Annotated in this window: 14 protein-coding genes; 7 read left to right on the top strand and 7 right to left on the bottom strand. The window is 66.7% G+C overall.

The window, feature by feature from the left end:
• Positions 1-77 precede the first annotated feature (77 nt).
• The 5 genes from EPD80_RS10115 to EPD80_RS10135 are packed head-to-tail and all read left to right on the top strand — an operon-like array spanning position 78 to position 5,208.
• Positions 78-1,793, top strand: a complete 1,716-nt coding sequence (locus EPD80_RS10115; protein WP_142811518.1) for a nitrite/sulfite reductase — start codon at positions 78-80, stop codon at positions 1,791-1,793.
• A complete protein-coding gene (locus tag EPD80_RS10120) occupies positions 1,780-2,304 on the top strand; it encodes a DUF934 domain-containing protein (protein ID WP_185957762.1) in 525 nt (174 codons plus the stop codon). Before EPD80_RS10115 ends, EPD80_RS10120 begins: the two co-directional genes overlap by 14 nt.
• The gene (locus EPD80_RS10125) at positions 2,301-3,044 is read left to right on the top strand and encodes a phosphoadenylyl-sulfate reductase (RefSeq protein ID WP_142811522.1); all 744 of its coding nucleotides are present in this window, start codon (positions 2,301-2,303) and stop codon (positions 3,042-3,044) included. The genes EPD80_RS10120 and EPD80_RS10125 overlap by 4 nt, the downstream gene beginning before the upstream one ends.
• Entirely contained in the window at positions 3,041-3,943 is a 903-nt protein-coding gene (cysD, locus tag EPD80_RS10130) for a sulfate adenylyltransferase subunit CysD (protein ID WP_142811524.1), read from the top strand. Before EPD80_RS10125 ends, cysD begins: the two co-directional genes overlap by 4 nt.
• Positions 3,943-5,208, top strand: a complete 1,266-nt coding sequence (locus tag EPD80_RS10135; protein WP_142811526.1) for a sulfate adenylyltransferase subunit 1 — start codon at positions 3,943-3,945, stop codon at positions 5,206-5,208. Before cysD ends, EPD80_RS10135 begins: the two co-directional genes overlap by 1 nt.
• Before the next feature lie 4 nt (positions 5,209-5,212).
• On the opposite strand, the gene EPD80_RS10140 is transcribed toward EPD80_RS10135, so the two are convergent.
• From EPD80_RS10140 to mbhE, 6 genes are read right to left on the bottom strand one after another with little or no spacing between them, the layout of a single operon-like run.
• Positions 5,213-5,605 carry a Na+/H+ antiporter subunit G gene (locus EPD80_RS10140; protein ID WP_142811528.1) on the bottom strand — a complete coding sequence of 131 codons (393 nt, stop codon included), beginning with the start codon at positions 5,603-5,605 and terminating at the stop codon, positions 5,213-5,215.
• Positions 5,606-5,615: 10 nt separating this feature from the next.
• Positions 5,616-5,885 (bottom strand): K+/H+ antiporter subunit F, encoded by a 270-nt coding sequence (locus EPD80_RS10145; protein ID WP_142811530.1) that lies wholly within the window; start codon positions 5,883-5,885, stop codon positions 5,616-5,618.
• Positions 5,882-6,394 (bottom strand): Na+/H+ antiporter subunit E, encoded by a 513-nt coding sequence (locus EPD80_RS10150; RefSeq protein WP_142811532.1) that lies wholly within the window; start codon positions 6,392-6,394, stop codon positions 5,882-5,884. Before EPD80_RS10150 ends, EPD80_RS10145 begins: the two co-directional genes overlap by 4 nt.
• Positions 6,395-6,396: 2 nt before the next feature.
• Complete coding sequence (locus tag EPD80_RS10155) at positions 6,397-7,893, bottom strand: monovalent cation/H+ antiporter subunit D (protein WP_185957763.1); 1,497 nt, start codon at positions 7,891-7,893, stop codon at positions 6,397-6,399.
• Positions 7,890-8,240, bottom strand: coding sequence for a Na+/H+ antiporter subunit C (locus EPD80_RS10160; RefSeq protein WP_142803855.1), 351 nt, complete (start codon positions 8,238-8,240; stop codon positions 7,890-7,892). The genes EPD80_RS10155 and EPD80_RS10160 overlap by 4 nt, the downstream gene beginning before the upstream one ends.
• A 1-nt stretch (position 8,241) precedes the next feature.
• Complete coding sequence (gene mbhE / locus EPD80_RS10165; protein ID WP_142811534.1) at positions 8,242-11,076, bottom strand: hydrogen gas-evolving membrane-bound hydrogenase subunit E; 2,835 nt, start codon at positions 11,074-11,076, stop codon at positions 8,242-8,244.
• A gap of 43 nt (positions 11,077-11,119) precedes the next feature.
• On the opposite strand from mbhE, the gene EPD80_RS10170 reads away from it, so the two are divergent.
• Positions 11,120-11,989: an IclR family transcriptional regulator gene (locus EPD80_RS10170; RefSeq protein ID WP_221928954.1), complete on the top strand. Its 870-nt coding sequence runs from the start codon at positions 11,120-11,122 to the stop codon at positions 11,987-11,989.
• A 161-nt stretch (positions 11,990-12,150) separates the two neighbouring features.
• On the opposite strand, the gene pbpG is transcribed toward EPD80_RS10170, so the two are convergent.
• Positions 12,151-13,197, bottom strand: coding sequence for a D-alanyl-D-alanine endopeptidase (gene pbpG / locus EPD80_RS10175; RefSeq protein ID WP_221928955.1), 1,047 nt, complete (start codon positions 13,195-13,197; stop codon positions 12,151-12,153).
• Between pbpG and EPD80_RS10180 the strand changes: the two genes are divergently transcribed.
• On the top strand, positions 13,196-15,040 hold the full coding sequence (locus tag EPD80_RS10180) for a phosphoenolpyruvate carboxykinase (GTP) (RefSeq protein WP_178086756.1): 1,845 nt from the start codon (positions 13,196-13,198) through the stop codon (positions 15,038-15,040). The two genes, pbpG and EPD80_RS10180, sit on opposite strands and share 2 nt — an antisense overlap.
• Positions 15,041-15,050 lie beyond the last annotated feature (10 nt).

The raw sequence follows: 15,050 nt of genomic DNA on the forward strand, positions 1-15,050 counted from the left end.
TCGAAGTCTAACGCAAATCGCCTGTTATGCGCCAGAGGCGGCCGCTACACTGCCGCCATCGCATAGGGGAAACTTGCATGTACCGCTACGATTCCTGGGACCAAGCCCTGGTGCAGGCCCGCGTCGTCCAGTATCGCGACCAGCTGCGCCGTTTCCTTGCCGGTGAGCTCGGCGAGGACGAATTCCGCCCGCTGCGCCTGCAAAACGGCCTCTACGTCCAGCGCCACGCGCCCATGCTGCGCGTGGCCATTCCCTATGGACTGCTGGAAGCGCGGCAGCTGCGGATGCTGGCCGACATCGCCCGCCGCTACGACCGCGGCTACGGTCACTTCACCACCCGGCAGAACATCCAGTTCAACTGGATCCGGCTGGAGGACACGGCCGACATCCTCGAACGTCTGGCCGAAGTGGGACTGCACGCCATCCAGACCTCCGGCAACTGCATCCGCAACCTCACCACCGATCCGTTTGCCGGCGCGGCTCCGGACGAGCGCGTCGATCCGCGCCCCTGGTGCGAACTGATCCGCCAATGGTCGAGTTTCCATCCCGAGTTCGCTTTCCTGCCGCGCAAGTTCAAGATCGCCGTTCATGGAGCCGAGGAAGACCGCGTGCTCGTCCGGGCCCACGACATCGGACTCGAACTCTTGCCGGGCGACGATCCCCTCCTGCCGCGCGTGCGCGTCTTCGTCGGCGGCGGTCTGGGACGCACGCCGATCCTGGGCAAACTCCTCTACGACGGGGTGCCGGCCGAGGAACTCTTCACCGTGCTGGAAGCGATCCTGCACGTCTATAACCGCCATGGACGGCGCGACAACCTCTACAAGGCGCGCGTCAAGATCCTGGTGCAGGCGATCGGCATCGACGCCTTTCGCGCCGAAGTCGATGCCTACCGGGCCGAACTGGCGACACAGGGCGAAGCCCTGCTGCTCACGCGCGAGGAGATCGAACGCGTGGCAGCGCACTTCGACGATCTGCGCCGCGTACGGGCGCGGCAAACACCCCTGCCCACCGTCGCTCCGCTCACGGCGCACGAATGGCCGGCCTTCACACGCTGGCGGCAGCGAAACGTACACCTGCAGCGCCAGCCCGGCTACGCCCTCGTCGTGCTCACCACCAAGCGCGCCGCGAGCGCTCCAGGTGACGTCTCCGCCGAAGAAATGACAGCGATCGCCGACTGGGCCGAGCGCTACGGCGACGGCGAGATCCGCGTCACGCACGAGCAGAACCTGGCGCTCGCCTGGGTGCGCGAGGAAACACTGCCGGGACTGTGGCGCGAAGCCCGCGCGCTCGGTTTCGGACATCCCAGTTTCCGCCTGGCGCACGATCTCATCTCCTGCCCCGGCGGTGACTACTGCGCCCTCGCCAACGCCCGCTCCATCCCGGTGGCCCAGGCGCTGCTTGCCGAGTTTACCGAAGCGGAGCTGGAAGACATCGGGCCGCTGTCGATCAACGTCTCGGGCTGCATGAACGCCTGCGGTCATCACCACGTGGGGCACATCGGCGTGCTCGGCGTCGATAAGAACGGCGAAGAATGGTTCCAGGTGACGATCGGCGGACGGCAAGGAAACGACACGCGGCTGGGCAAAGTGATCGGGCCGGCCTTCCGCGCCGAAGACATGCCACGCGTGGCGCGCACCCTGGTCGAGACTTACCGCGCGCTGCGCGCCCCCGGTGAGACCTTCCTCGACACGCTCGACCGTCTGGGGCCGGCGCCTTTCAAAGAAGCCGTCTATGCCGGCACCCCTGCCGCCCGTCATCCCGCGCTCCGGGAGGCCGCCGATGTGGAAGCTTGAGCTCGACGGTAGCGTCTCGGACTACCGCGCGGTACTGGTATCGACCTGGGAAGCTGCTCGCGACGAGGCGGACGCCGTGCTGGCCTTGCCCGTCTGGCGCGAGGCACTCGCCGCGGGCCGCGCGCCGCTGCCGCGGCGGGTGTGGCTCGCGCCGGAGGAAGAACCGCTCCTCAGCCCGGAAGAATGCGCCTTGCTCGAGGAAATCATCCTGCCCATTGCCAAATTCACCGACGGACGGGCGTTCAGCCAGGCCACGCGCCTGCGTCGGCGCGGCTGGCATGGCCGGCTCACCGCTTTCGGTGCCTTCCTGCTCGACCAGCTCGATTATCTTCGCCGCTGCGGTTTCGACGGCTTCGTTCCCTACCCGGCCCGCTACGACCGTGCAACCCTGGAGCGCGACGGCACCCGTTTGCTGACCGTCTTCCCCGAACCCTATCAGGCGAGCGCCGCCGTGCCCGAGCCGCTTTTCCGTCGCCGGGCGCGGGGGCTTATCGAGGAGCGAACCCCATGAGCGATCCCACCCGCCCCCGGCTCGATGCCGCCGAACTGGCGGCGCTCGACAAAAAAACCGAGGCCGCCGTCGCCCTGCTCGAGCGCATCGCCCGCGAGCACGCCCCAGCGGCGCTCGCGAGCAGCCTTGGCGCCGAGGATATGGTACTCACCGACCTCATCGCCCGCCACGCCCCTTCCATCGACCTCTTCGTGCTCGACACCGGTCGTCTGCACGAGGAAACCTACGCCCTGATCGCCCGGGTGGAAGCGCACTACGGCCTGCGTCTGCAGCTCTTCGCCCCGCAGGCCGAGGACGTGGAAGCCTTCGTCGCCCGCCATGGCATCAACGGATTCTATGATTCGCTCGAAGCGCGCCTTGCCTGCTGCGACGCGCGCAAGGTGCGCCCACTCGCCCGGGCGCTCGCCGGCAAGCGAGCCTGGATCACGGGCATGCGCCGCGAGCAATCTCCCACCCGCAGCGACCTGCCGCCGGAGCAATGGGACGAAGCGCACGGGCTGGCGAAGTTCAACCCGCTCGCCGACTGGAGCGCGCGCGACGTCTGGGCCTACCTGCGCCACCACGGCGTGCCCTTCCACCCCCTGCACGAGCGTTTCTACCCCAGCATCGGCTGCGCCCCCTGCACCCGAGCCGTGGCCGTGGGCGAAGACCCGCGCGCCGGACGCTGGTGGTGGGAACGGCCCGAACACAAGGAATGCGGCCTGCACCGCCGCCCCGTCCTCACCGGAGAGACCCGATGATCGCCCCCCGCACCCATCTCGACCGGCTCGAAGCCGAGGCCATCCACATCCTGCGTGAAGTGGCGGGGCAATGCCAGAACCCCGCCCTGCTCTTCTCCGGCGGCAAGGACTCGGTCTGCCTGCTGCGGCTCGCCGAAAAAGCCTTCCGCCCCGGCCGTTTTCCCTTTCCCCTGCTGCACATCGACACGGGTCACAACTACCCCGAGGTGATCGCCTTCCGCGACCGGCGCGCCGCCGAGCTCGGCGAGCGGCTCATCGTGCGCTCGGTGGAAGACTCCATCGCCCGCGGCACGGTGCGGCTCGCCCGGCCGGACGAGTCGCGCAACCGGCATCAGTCGGTGACCCTGCGCGAGGCGATCGAGGAGTTCGGTTTCGACTGCCTCATCGGCGGCGCGCGCCGCGACGAAGAAAAGGCCCGCGCCAAGGAGCGCGTCTTCAGCGTGCGCGACGAGTTCGGCCAATGGGATCCAAAGAACCAGCGCCCGGAGCTGTGGCGGCTCTACAACGCCAAGGTCCCCGCTGGCGGGCACGTGCGCGCCTTCCCCATCAGCGACTGGACGGAACTGGACGTATGGCAGTACATCGCCCGCGAGGGCTTGGAACTGCCCTCGATCTACTTCGCCCATCCTCGCCCCTGCGTGCGCCGCGGCGGCCTGCTCGCGCCGGTCACCGAGCTCACCCCGGCGCGCGAGGGCGAGACGGTGGAGACGCTGTGGGTGCGTTTTCGCACGGTGGGCGACATCCCCTGCACCGCGCCGGTGGAATCGCGCGCCCGCACGATCGAGGAAATCCTGCGCGAGACCGCCGCGACCACCGTCTCCGAGCGCGGCGCCACCCGGCTCGATGACCAGACGCACGAAGCAGCGATGGAACAACGCAAACGCGAGGGCTATTTCTGATGGATACCGTACTGCGCTTTCTCACCTGCGGCAGCGTCGATGACGGCAAAAGCACACTCATCGGGCGACTCCTCTACGACAGCCGGGCGCTGCTGGTCGACACCCTCGAGGGAATCGAGCGCACCAGCCGGCGCCGCGGCGCCACCGCCCCCGACCTCTCACTGGTCACCGATGGGCTGATCGCCGAGCGCGAACAGGGCATCACCATCGACGTCGCCTACCGCTACTTCCGCAGCGGCGCACGCACCTTCATCATCGCCGACGCGCCGGGCCACGAGCAATACACCCGCAACATGGTCACCGCCGCCTCCACCGCCCAGCTCGCCGTGCTGCTGGTCGACGTGCGCCAGGGACTCACGGCTCAGACCCAGCGCCACGCCCTGCTCGCCGATCTCGTCGGCATCCCGGCGCTGACGATCGCGGTCAACAAAATGGATCTGGTCGACTACGACCCGGCCGCTTTCGAAGCGGTGGTCTACGCCTTCGAGGACTTCGCCGAAGCCAGCGGACTGCGCGCCCGGCGCCACTACATCCCCATGTCGGCGCTACTGGGCGACATGGTGGTCGAGCGCGGTGAGCACCTGCCGTGGTACCTGGGTCCGACGCTGCTGGAAGTGCTCGAACGCACCCCCGCCGGCCAGGGCGTGAGCGACCACCCCTTCCGTTTTCCCGTGCAATGGGTCTGCCGGCCGAGGGAAGCCACCGACCCCCTGCTGCACGATTACCGCGGCCTGGCGGGGCAGGTGGCAGCCGGCACGATCGCCGTGGGCGAGGAGATCGTCGTGCTGCCCTCCGGGCGCCGCAGCACCGTGACCGCCATCGAATTGGGCGGCGTGCCGCGCGAGCGTGCCGTCGCCGGCGATTCGGTCATGATCCGGCTCGCCGACGATCTCGACGTCGGTCGGGGCGAGATGCTCGTGCGCGCCGACCAATCCGCGCCGGCGCTCACCCGCGGCGTGGAAGCCGACCTCGTCTGGCTCGACCCGGCCCCTCTCGCCCCCCGGCGCACCTACCTGCTGCGCCACACCACGCGCGAAGTGCAGGCGCGGGTGGAGACCATCGAATGGAACCTGGACGTGGCCACGCTCGAGCGCGAGCCGGCGCACGAACTCACCATGAACGACATCGCCCGAGTGCGCGTCAAGCTCGCCCAGCCGATCGCCGCCGACCCTTACGAGGTTCTGCGCGACACCGGCAGTTTCCTCCTCATCGACCCGGCCACTTGGGACACGGTGGCCGCGGGGATGATCCGCGGGACGCAGTGAGACGCTAGGGCCGAGGTTCGGCACCGTCGCTGCCGGATTCCTCCGGCGGCGGCTGGAACGTTCCCCAATCGACGCCGGACGCAGCGGGACGGGGCAGCGCAGCGTGTACCCGTTCCCGTTCGCGATGCAGCCAGGCGCGAGCGAGCATCAGCGCCGAGAGGGGGGCCGTCAAAAAGAGAAAGAGGGTAATGAGCAGCTCATGGACCGACCACTCTGCGCGCACCCAGCCGAAATAAGCGATCGAAGCGAGCAACACCCCGCCCACGCCCAGCGTCGTCGCCTTGGTCGGCGCATGCAGCCGCTGCATCGCCTGCGGCAGCCGCACCAACCCCCACGACCCCACGAGACCAAAAAACGCGCCCACGAGCAACAAGGCCGCGATCAGCATATCTGCCATCTCCCCCCTCCTATTCGATGATGAGCCCGCGGAGCACATAGCGGCAAAACGCCACCGTCGACACGAACCCGATCATGGCGAAAAAGAGCGCTGCCTCGAAGAACACCGAACTCCCTTGCCAGATGCTCCACGTGACGATGAGCGCGATCACGTTCACCATCATGGTGTCCAACGCCATCACCCGGTCGACCAGGTCCGGGCCGCGCCACAGACGCCACGCGCACAGCAGCACTCCCAACCCGAATGCCGCCAAGGCCACCAAAGCCGCCCATTCGATCATGCGTCGCCCTCCCCGAAAATCTTCATCACGCGTTCCTCGTAGCGCGACTTGATCCCCGCCACCGTCGCGTCCGGATCGTCCGTATGCAGGCAATGCACCAGCAGGGCCGAGCCGTCGGCGGCCAAATCGCAACTCACCGTGCCCGGCGTCATCGTGATCGTGCCCGCGAGCAGGGTGATCGCCTCGGGTCGATGCAGGCGCAGCGGCACGACGAGCCAGGTCGAGCGCAACGTCTCCGGCCGGCGCAGCAGTATCCAGCCGGCCACCTGTATGTTGGCTCTGACGATGTCCCACAACACGATCGCCGCATAGACGATGGCCGTACGCCATGAATGCACCCGCGGCAGATCCGGCCAGAACGGGCGCAGGAGCAAAGGAACCACCACGCCCAGAATCACGCCCATCAGCCACTGCCCGGCAGAGAAATCGTTTTGCAGTGCCACCCATACCAAGGTCAGCGCCAAGCTCACGGCTGGATGCGGCACCCAGCGGCGCCACTTCGATCGCATCCTCATCGGTACACCCCCGCTCCCATCACGGCCTGCACGTAAGCACCCGGCTCGAGCAGCGCCTGTGCCGCCTGCGTGAAATAGGCAAGCGCCGGGCCGGCGACGAGCGCCCAGACGAGCGTCCCCGCCAGCAGCAAGGCGAGCGCCGCCACGCCACCCGCCGCCGGCCCGTGCGACGCCTGCCCTCCATCCTTCTGCGTCTTCCAGAACACCCGCGACCCTGCCCGCGACAGTCCCAGCAGCAGCAGGAAAGACGCCATGAGCACGAACACCCAGCTCGCCGCCCCTTCGATCACGGTGACTGGAATGTTGCGCAATACGGCAAGCTTGCCGACGAAACCGGAAAGCGGCGGCAAGCCCACCGTAACGATCGCCACGAGAAAGAACAACCCACCGAGCAGCGCCCGTCCGCTAAATTCCCGGCCACCGACCAGCGCATCGCCTTCCTCGCGCCGCACCGAACGCACCAGGTCGGCGAGCACGAAGAGTGCGGCCCCAGCCAGCGTGGAATGGACCAGGTAGTAGAGCCCGGCGCCCAGCCGCGCCGCATCCGCCCCGGCCAGCCCCACGAAGAGCACGCCGATCGACGAGATGGAAGCAAAACCGGCGAGCACGCCCAGCGAGGGTGCGGCCAGAACGCCCAGCGCCCCAGCCAACAGAGTGAGCCAGGCGAGCGGCTCCAGCGCCGCGAGCGACGACCACCCCAAGCCGACGAGGGCAAAGCGCAGCAACGCATAAGCACCGACTTTGGAGAGCAAGGCAAAGAGCGCCGCCGCCACTCCCGGCGCATGCCCGTAGGCTCCCGGCAGCCAGAACTGCAAGGGCACCACCGCCGCTTTCAGCAAGAAAACGACGCACAGCAACGTTCCTCCAGCCATGAGGATGCCCCGATCGGAGGACGGAATCGTCGGCACTCGTTGTGCCAGATCGGCGAAATTGAGCGTACCGGCCGCGTTGTAGATGAGGGCGACGGCAAAGAGGAACAGGGACGAAGCGATGAGGTTGACCACCATGTACTGCAACGCATTCGTCAGTCGCGCCGCACCACCGCCGTGCACCATCAACCCGTAGGAAGCGATCAGCATCACCTCGAAGAAAACGAAGAGGTTGAAGAAATCCCCCGTGAGAAAGGCGCCGTAAATCCCCATCAGCTGAAACTGGAACAGCGGATGGAAGTGCCTTCCGCGTCGGTCCCAGGCGCAGACCGCGTGCAACAGCAACACCGCGCCGAGGATGGCGGTGAGCAGCACCATCGCCGCCGAGAGGCGATCGGCCACCAGCGCGATGCCATACGGCGCCGGCCAGTCGCCGAGTCGGTAGACGAGAATCTCTCCTTCTCCCGTCGCCGCGAACAGCAACAAGGCCACGACGAGTTGGGCTGCCGCAGCAATGAAAGAGAGCACGCGCGCCAGCACCAGATCCTGACGCGAGAGCGCCACCATCACCGCCGCGCTCAGTACCGGAATCAGGACGGGCAGAATCGGCAGATGCGCATTCACCGCTCGACCTCCACTCGATCGGTCACCGCCGGCACGTCGCTGCGCTCCACACCGGACTCGAAACGCGCCCGGATGGCCAGCACCACCAGGAGCGCCGTCATTCCGAAGGCAATGACGATGGCCGTGAGCACCAACGCCTGCGGCAGCGGATCGGCGAAGCGCGTCACCCCCTCAGCCCAGACCGGGGGAGCGCCGACGGTCAAGCGCCCGGCAACGAAGAGGAAGAGGTTGGTGGCGTAGGAGAGCAGGGATAGGCCCAGCACCACGGGAAAGACTTGTCGTAGGCAACACAGGTAAATCCCGGCAGCCGTCAGCGCTGCGATGAGCACGGCGAACAAAATTTCCATCTCACCCCTCCTTTTCCGATGGTTTCGGCCGGGCCGGGTCCATGGGCGTGCGGCTGGGCAGAAAACCCGCGAGCTGCCCCAAATGAGCCAATTGCACCAAAGCCAGCGTCACCGCCCCGAATACCGTCAGCAGCACCCCCAGATCGAACCCCATGGCGCTCGCCAACGGCACCGGTCCGATGCCTGGGATATGCACCTCGCCGTGGGCACTGCGTAGAAATGGCGCGCCCAAACCCATCGCCGCCATCCCGGTCGCCCCGGCCACGAGAAGCCCGGTGCCGATCCAGACGTGCGCATCGAGGCGCATGCGATGCATCGTCCATGACAGGCCACTGGCCATGTACTGGATCAAGAATGCAAGGGCCAAAAGCAAAGCGGCGATGAAGCCACCGCCAGGGGCATTGTGCCCGCGGAAAAAGATATAGAAAACGGCCATGAGCAGGAAAGGTAGCATCACCCGCGCCGTCACGGCAAACGGCAGCGGATGGCGCGTCGGGGACAAAGCGAACGGGAAACGCCAGGCGTGGAGATGCTCCCGTGCCACCCCCTCCTGCATGCCCTGCAAAAGCGCGTAGATCACCAAGGCGGCGATGCCCAGAACCGTAATTTCGCCGAACGTATCGTAACCGCGGAAATCGACGAGGATCACGTTGACCACGTTGCTCCCCCCCCCTTCCGATACCGAACGGCTCCAGAAGTAATCGGCCAGGTTAGGCCCGTCATTACGCATCATCACCCAGGCGAGCAAGCCCACCACCGAGCCGATGAGGATGGAGGCGGCCGCCGCACCCCGCGGCTTGGCCACGGGCTCGGTATCGTGCTGAGGAAGGAAGAACAGCATGAGCAGCAGCAAAACCGTCGTCACCGCCTCGACCGAAATCTGGGTGAGCGCCAGGTCCGGCGCCGAAGCATGCAGGAAAGCCAGCGAAACGACGAGCCCCACCGCCCCCGTGAGCAATACTGCTCGCAGCCGCTTGTGATGCCAGCGCACCACGAGACCGATCGCGGCGAGACCGACCCCGGCGAAGATCAGACCGAGGCCGTTCATGGGCGTCGGCGCACGCTGCGGCCGCCACCCCTCTCCCATGCCCCAACCGAGCGCGAGCGCGGCAAGGCTCACCACGGCGAGCAGCAGCACGTAGCGCCCCAGTACACCCGAGTGCACCCGGGCGATGAGGCGATGCGCCCCGCGCACCAGCCATTCCTGCGCCGAGAAGAACGCTCTACGCCCATCGAACGGCAAAGCCCAGGCAAGCACCCGGCCCGACAGCGCTCGATAGTGCCACACCATGGCCGCGCCGATGACGAAAGCCACGGCGGAGACCACGAGCGGCGCGCCGAACCCATGCCATAGCGCGAGTTCCGGCCACGGCGCGTGCGCGCCCACCGCCGCCGCGCTTGCCGCGGCGAGCAAGGGCTCGGCGAGGCTCGGCCACAGCCCCAACACCACCACTGCCACGACCAACACCAAGGGAGGACCCCACAGGAGTGCCGGCGGATCGTGTGGGATCCTCCCCTCCGGCAGGCGCAGCGGCCCGAAGAAGAGCGCCGAAAAATACCGGAACGCATAAGCCGCGGAGAGGATCGCCGCCAAGCCGACGAGCCCCCACAACGGCCAACCACCCCCCCAGCGCGCCGCCAGCACTTCGACGAGCATCGCCTCCTTGGAAACGAAACCATTCAACGGCGGCACACCGGCCATCGACAAGGCCGCCAGCGTCCCCAATCCCGCCGTCAGGGGCATGACCTTGGCCAGGCCCGAGAGGCGACGCAAATCGCGCAGGCCCGTTTCATGATCGACGATGCCCGTGTTCATGAAGAGCGCCGCCTTGAACGTCGCGTGCATCAGCACGTGCAGCATGGCCGCGAACACCGCCGTGGGCGTTCCCAAGCCCAGCAGCATCGTCACCAGACCCAGATGGCTCACCGTCGAATATGCCAGCAGTGCCTTCAGGTCGTCCTTGAAGAGCGCGATCGTCGCACCCAGAAGCATCGTCGCCGCCCCGATCCCAGTCACCCAGACGACCCAGGCGTCGGTTTGACCGAACACCGGCCACACGCGCGCGAGCAGATACAACCCCGCCTTCACCATGGTGGCCGAATGCAGATAGGCCGAAACCGGCGTGGGCGCGGCCATCGCGTGCGGCAGCCAGAAGTGGAAGGGGAACTGCGCGCTCTTGGTAAAGGCGCCCAACAGAATCAACGTAAGTATCGCCGGCGCCAAGGGCGAGGCGAGAATGAGCTCTTGCCGCGCCGCGAGTTCGGAGAGGCGATACGTACCGGCGACCTCTCCGAGTAGGATCAGGCCGGCGAGCAGAGCGAGCCCCCCTGCCCCGGTGATCGCCAGTGCAAGCCGTGCCCCGCGCCGTCCGTCGGGCAGATGACACCAAAATCCGATCAGGAGAAACGAAGAAAGGCTGGTGAGCTCCCAGAATACCGGCAACAGGAGCAGATTGTCGGCCAGCACCACCCCCAGCATCGCCCCTTGGAAAAGAAGGAGATACGCATAAAACGTCCCGATGGGTTCGTTGCCGGCAAGATAGCCGCGACTATAGATGAAAATCAGGATGCCGATCGCCAGGATCAGGGAAGCGAAGAAAAAACCCAGGCCATCGATACGCAAAGCCCATTCCAGGCCGAGCGCGGGTACCCAAGGGACACGCACTTCCTCTGGTACGCCGGAAAACACCGACGCCGCCTGCCCCCACAACAATAGGAGCGCCACCACACTCGGCGCCAGAGCCGCGAGCAGCGCCGGCGTGCGCCCTGCCCGTGCAAAGAGTGGCGGCAGGATCGCGCCCAGCAGCGGCAAAGCGACGATTGCACTTGCGCTCATTGCCTCCCTCCTCATTTCACGATACGAAAAATCGAGCTATACTATGCGCTCGATTCCGACGATCGACCCGATGATACAACAACATCCTCCTGCAGCCCCCGCCCCAACGCCCGCCGAGAACAAAAGCTCGATCCAAGTGATCGATCGGCTCGTCACTTTGCTCGACGTATTGGCACGGCATCCCGATTCGCTGCCGCTGAAGGTGCTCGCGAACCAAGCGGGGCTTCACCCCTCCACCGCGCACCGCATCCTTTCGGCCATGACGGCCGCCGGCTTCGTCGAACGGGTCGAAGGCGGGGCCTATCGCCTGGGCATTAGGCTGCTCGAGCTGGGCGCACTGGTCAAGGAACGCCTTTCCTTGCGCGAGGTCGCCCACCCGTGGCTACGGCAACTCCATCGCGCCACCGGCGAAAGCGTCAATCTGGGCATCCGCGACGGCGATCACATCGTCTATATCGAACGCACGAGCGGAGGGCGCTCTGCGGTTCGGGTGGTCCACATCGTCGGCTCCCGGGCGCCGCTACACACCACCGCCACCGGCAAGCTCTTCCTCGCCGAGGAGCCGCGAGCCGAGGTCGAGCGCTACGTCGCCCGCACGGGACTCGCCCCCATGACACCACGCTCGATCACCGACCCGATGCGGCTGTACGAGGAGCTCGAACGCGTGCGCCGTGAAGCGCTCGCCTACGACCTCGACGAGCAAGAAGTAGGGGTGCGCTGCATTGCAGCCGGCATCCGGGATGAAGATGGCACGCTCGTGGCAGGGCTTTCACTCTCCACGCCGACCGAGCGCTACGACCCGACACTGGCCGAGCCGATCCGGCGGACCGCGGAGGCGATCTCGCGCGCGCTCGGGCACGGCCCCCGCACGCGCGAACCCCTCGATGCGATCAGAGAAAAGGCGTTACCCTGACTCCGGAGCGCCCTGCGGGCGCCTCGAATGACCGGCTGCACGCGGCAGCGTTCTCCGGCGCTCGGATGCTCGCCCATCGATTCATGGATCGGGCATCGCGTGCGCCGGACGCGCGCTCCGGCAAACCGCACGATGGTTTCCGTGCTACGCCTCATTCGTGCTCAACCGCTGCGCGCTGCCAGCCTCGACCCGGCGACGGCGCCGCCCGCCTCCATCCAGCGTCGCAGCCGCTGCGCATCGGCCACGCGCGTGAGCTTGCCCTGACTGTTCATCAGCACGATGATCACCGGCCGATCCGAGAGCTCGCTGAGCATCACCAGGCAGCGGCCAGCTTCACTGATGTAGCCCGTTTTCTGCAAAGAGATTCGCCAATCGTCGCGTCCCACCAAACGGTTGGTCGTGCCAAAGCTCACGCGCTGGCGGCCAACGAGCACCTCGGCCCGTTCCCTGGTGGAAAAGTCGCGAATCAAAGGATACTCGTTCGCGGCGCGCACCATTTTCACCAGATCCTGCATGGAAGCCACGTTGTCGGGACTCAGCCCTGCCGGATCGACGAAACGGGAATGATGCATCCCCAACATGCGCGCCTTGACGTTCATCGCTCGAAGAAACGCCGGGCGCCCACCGGGATAATGGCGTGACAGCGCCATGGCCGCGCGGTTCTCGGAAGCCATGAGCGCCAAGAGCAACGCCTCGCGGCGGGTGAGGCGAGCTCCGATCCGCAAACGCGAGCGGGTCCCTTTGATGGTATCGACGTCCTCCTTGCCGATGCTGATCTCCTCGTCGAGCGGCAGACGGCTCTCGAGCACCACCATGGCCGTCATCAACTTGGTGATCGAGGCGATCGGCATGGGTTCGGCCGGGTCGCCGCGCAGGGCGATGCGCTCGAGCGAGCGCGCATCCGCCACGAGGAAAGATTCGGACTTGAGCGGCGGCTCGGCCGCCTGCGCCCACGACACCACCAACAGGATCGCAAGGATCCCTCCCTGAACGAACCGGCGCAGCATGACACCCTCCCGACGCAGATCGAGCGACTGACGATCCGCCAAATATAACAGTTTGTGACGGAAGACGAGCCATTCGCCGGCATGAATACGCTGCCGGTCAGTATCCCCGTCATCGACTCGTGCGATAATTATGGCCTCGCCGCCGCCCGCGGGCCGCGACGCCACCGGCTTTTTTACTGCATCACCCGTGAGGAAGTCCATGACCGACAATCGTTTCCGCCGCATGGCGCTCGACTCGGCGCCTGCCTACGTGCGCCACGAAGGGCTCAAGCGCTGGGTGGCCGACATCGCCGAGCTCACCGAACCCGACCGAATCCATTGGTGCGACGGCTCGCAGGAAGAATACGACCGCCTGTGCCAAGAGATGGTCGAATCCGGCACGCTGATCCGGCTCAACCCCGAGAAACGCCCCAATTCCTACCTCGCCTGGTCCGACCCCTCCGACGTCGCCCGCGTGGAAGACCGCACCTTCATCTGTACCCAGGACCCGGACGATGCCGGCCCCACCAACAACTGGGAAGATCCGGCGAAGATGCGCGCCACGCTCACGGGGCTTTTCCGGGGTTGCATGCACGGGCGCACACTCTACGTCATCCCCTTCTCCATGGGGCCGCTGGGCAGCCCGATCGCGCACATCGGCGTGGAACTCTCCGACAGCCCCTACGTGGTGGCCAACATGCGCATCATGACGCGCATGGGCAAAGCCGTCTACGACGTGCTGGGCGAGAACGGCTTCTTCGTGCCGGCCGTGCATTCGGTGGGCGCGCCGCTCGCGCCGGGCCAAAAGGACGTGCGCTGGCCGTGCAACCACACCAAGTACATCGTGCACTTCCCCGAGACCCGCGAGATCTGGTCTTTCGGTTCGGGCTACGGCGGCAATGCACTGCTTGGCAAGAAGTGCTTCGCGCTGCGCATCGCCTCGACCATGGCGCGCGACGAGGGCTGGCTTGCCGAGCACATGCTCATTCTCGGCGTCGAATCCCCGCAGGGCGAGAAGACCTACGTGGCCGCCGCCTTCCCCTCGGCCTGCGGCAAGACCAACTTCGCCATGCTCATCCCGCCCAAGCGTTTCGACGGCTGGAAGGTCACCACGGTGGGCGACGACATCGCCTGGATCAAGCCCGGTCCCGACGGCAAGTTTCGTGCCATCAACCCCGAGGCGGGCTTCTTCGGCGTCGCGCCCGGCACCGGCGTGAAGACCAACCCCAACGCCATGGCCACGCTGCACTCCAATGTGATCTTCACCAACGTCGCGCTCACCGACGACGGCGACGTGTGGTGGGAAGGCATGTGCGAGCCTCCGGCGCACTGCCTCGACTGGCAAGGGCGCGACTGGACGCCCGAAATCGCCCGCGAGACCGGGCGCAAGGCCGCGCACCCCAACGCCCGCTTCACCGCCCCCGCGAGCCAGTGCCCCTCGATCGACCCCGAATGGGAGAACCCCGAAGGCGTGCCCATCTCCGCCTTCATCTTCGGCGGGCGGCGCGCCACCACCGTGCCCCTCGTCTACGAAGCCTTCAACTGGGGCTATGGGGTGTACATGGCTGCGACCCTGGGGTCGGAGACCACGGCGGCGGCCACCGGCAAAGAGGGCGTGGTGCGCCGCGACCCCTTCGCCATGCTGCCTTTCTGCGGCTACCACATGGGCGACTACTTCAACCATTGGCTGCGCATGGGCCGCGTGGTCGAACATCCGCCGCGCATCTTCTGCGTGAACTGGTTCCGCCTGGACGAAAACGGCCGCTTCATGTGGCCCGGCTTCGGCGAGAACATGCGCGTGCTCAAGTGGATCGTCGACCGCTGCCAAGGGCGAGTCGGTGCCAAGGAGACGCCGCTCGGCTGGATGCCGCGGTTCGAAGACATCGACTGGACGGGGCTCGACATCACCCGTGAAGAGTTCGAGGCGCTGACCCGCGTCGACGTCGAGGCTTGGCGCAAAGAACTCTCCGAGCACAAGGAATGGTTCGACAAGCTCGGCGAGCGCCTGCCGCGCGAGCTGGTGCTCAAGCGCGAGCTCTTCGAACTGATGCTGCACGAAGACTGACCGACGAAGG

It is taken from the genome of Tepidiphilus olei (assembly GCF_006980705.1).
GTDB lineage: Bacteria > Pseudomonadota > Gammaproteobacteria > Burkholderiales > Rhodocyclaceae > Tepidiphilus > Tepidiphilus olei.

Bases quoted from the DNA above. Each gene is read 5' to 3' on its own strand.
- EPD80_RS10115 (WP_142811518.1), top strand. From the start codon at position 78: ATGTACCGCTACGATTCCTGGGACCAAGCCCTGGTGCAGGCCCGCGTC.
- EPD80_RS10120 (WP_185957762.1), top strand. From the start codon at position 1,780: ATGTGGAAGCTTGAGCTCGACGGTAGCGTCTCGGACTACCGCGCGGTA.
- EPD80_RS10125 (WP_142811522.1), top strand. From the start codon at position 2,301: ATGAGCGATCCCACCCGCCCCCGGCTCGATGCCGCCGAACTGGCGGCG.
- cysD (WP_142811524.1), top strand. From the start codon at position 3,041: ATGATCGCCCCCCGCACCCATCTCGACCGGCTCGAAGCCGAGGCCATC.
- EPD80_RS10135 (WP_142811526.1), top strand. From the start codon at position 3,943: ATGGATACCGTACTGCGCTTTCTCACCTGCGGCAGCGTCGATGACGGC.
- EPD80_RS10140 (WP_142811528.1), bottom strand. From the start codon at position 5,605: ATGGCAGATATGCTGATCGCGGCCTTGTTGCTCGTGGGCGCGTTTTTT.
- EPD80_RS10145 (WP_142811530.1), bottom strand. From the start codon at position 5,885: ATGATCGAATGGGCGGCTTTGGTGGCCTTGGCGGCATTCGGGTTGGGA.
- EPD80_RS10150 (WP_142811532.1), bottom strand. From the start codon at position 6,394: ATGCGATCGAAGTGGCGCCGCTGGGTGCCGCATCCAGCCGTGAGCTTG.
- EPD80_RS10160 (WP_142803855.1), bottom strand. From the start codon at position 8,240: ATGGAAATTTTGTTCGCCGTGCTCATCGCAGCGCTGACGGCTGCCGGG.
- mbhE (WP_142811534.1), bottom strand. From the start codon at position 11,076: ATGAGCGCAAGTGCAATCGTCGCTTTGCCGCTGCTGGGCGCGATCCTG.
- EPD80_RS10170 (WP_221928954.1), top strand. From the start codon at position 11,120: ATGCGCTCGATTCCGACGATCGACCCGATGATACAACAACATCCTCCT.
- EPD80_RS10180 (WP_178086756.1), top strand. From the start codon at position 13,196: ATGACCGACAATCGTTTCCGCCGCATGGCGCTCGACTCGGCGCCTGCC.
- pbpG (WP_221928955.1), bottom strand. From the start codon at position 13,197: ATGGACTTCCTCACGGGTGATGCAGTAAAAAAGCCGGTGGCGTCGCGG.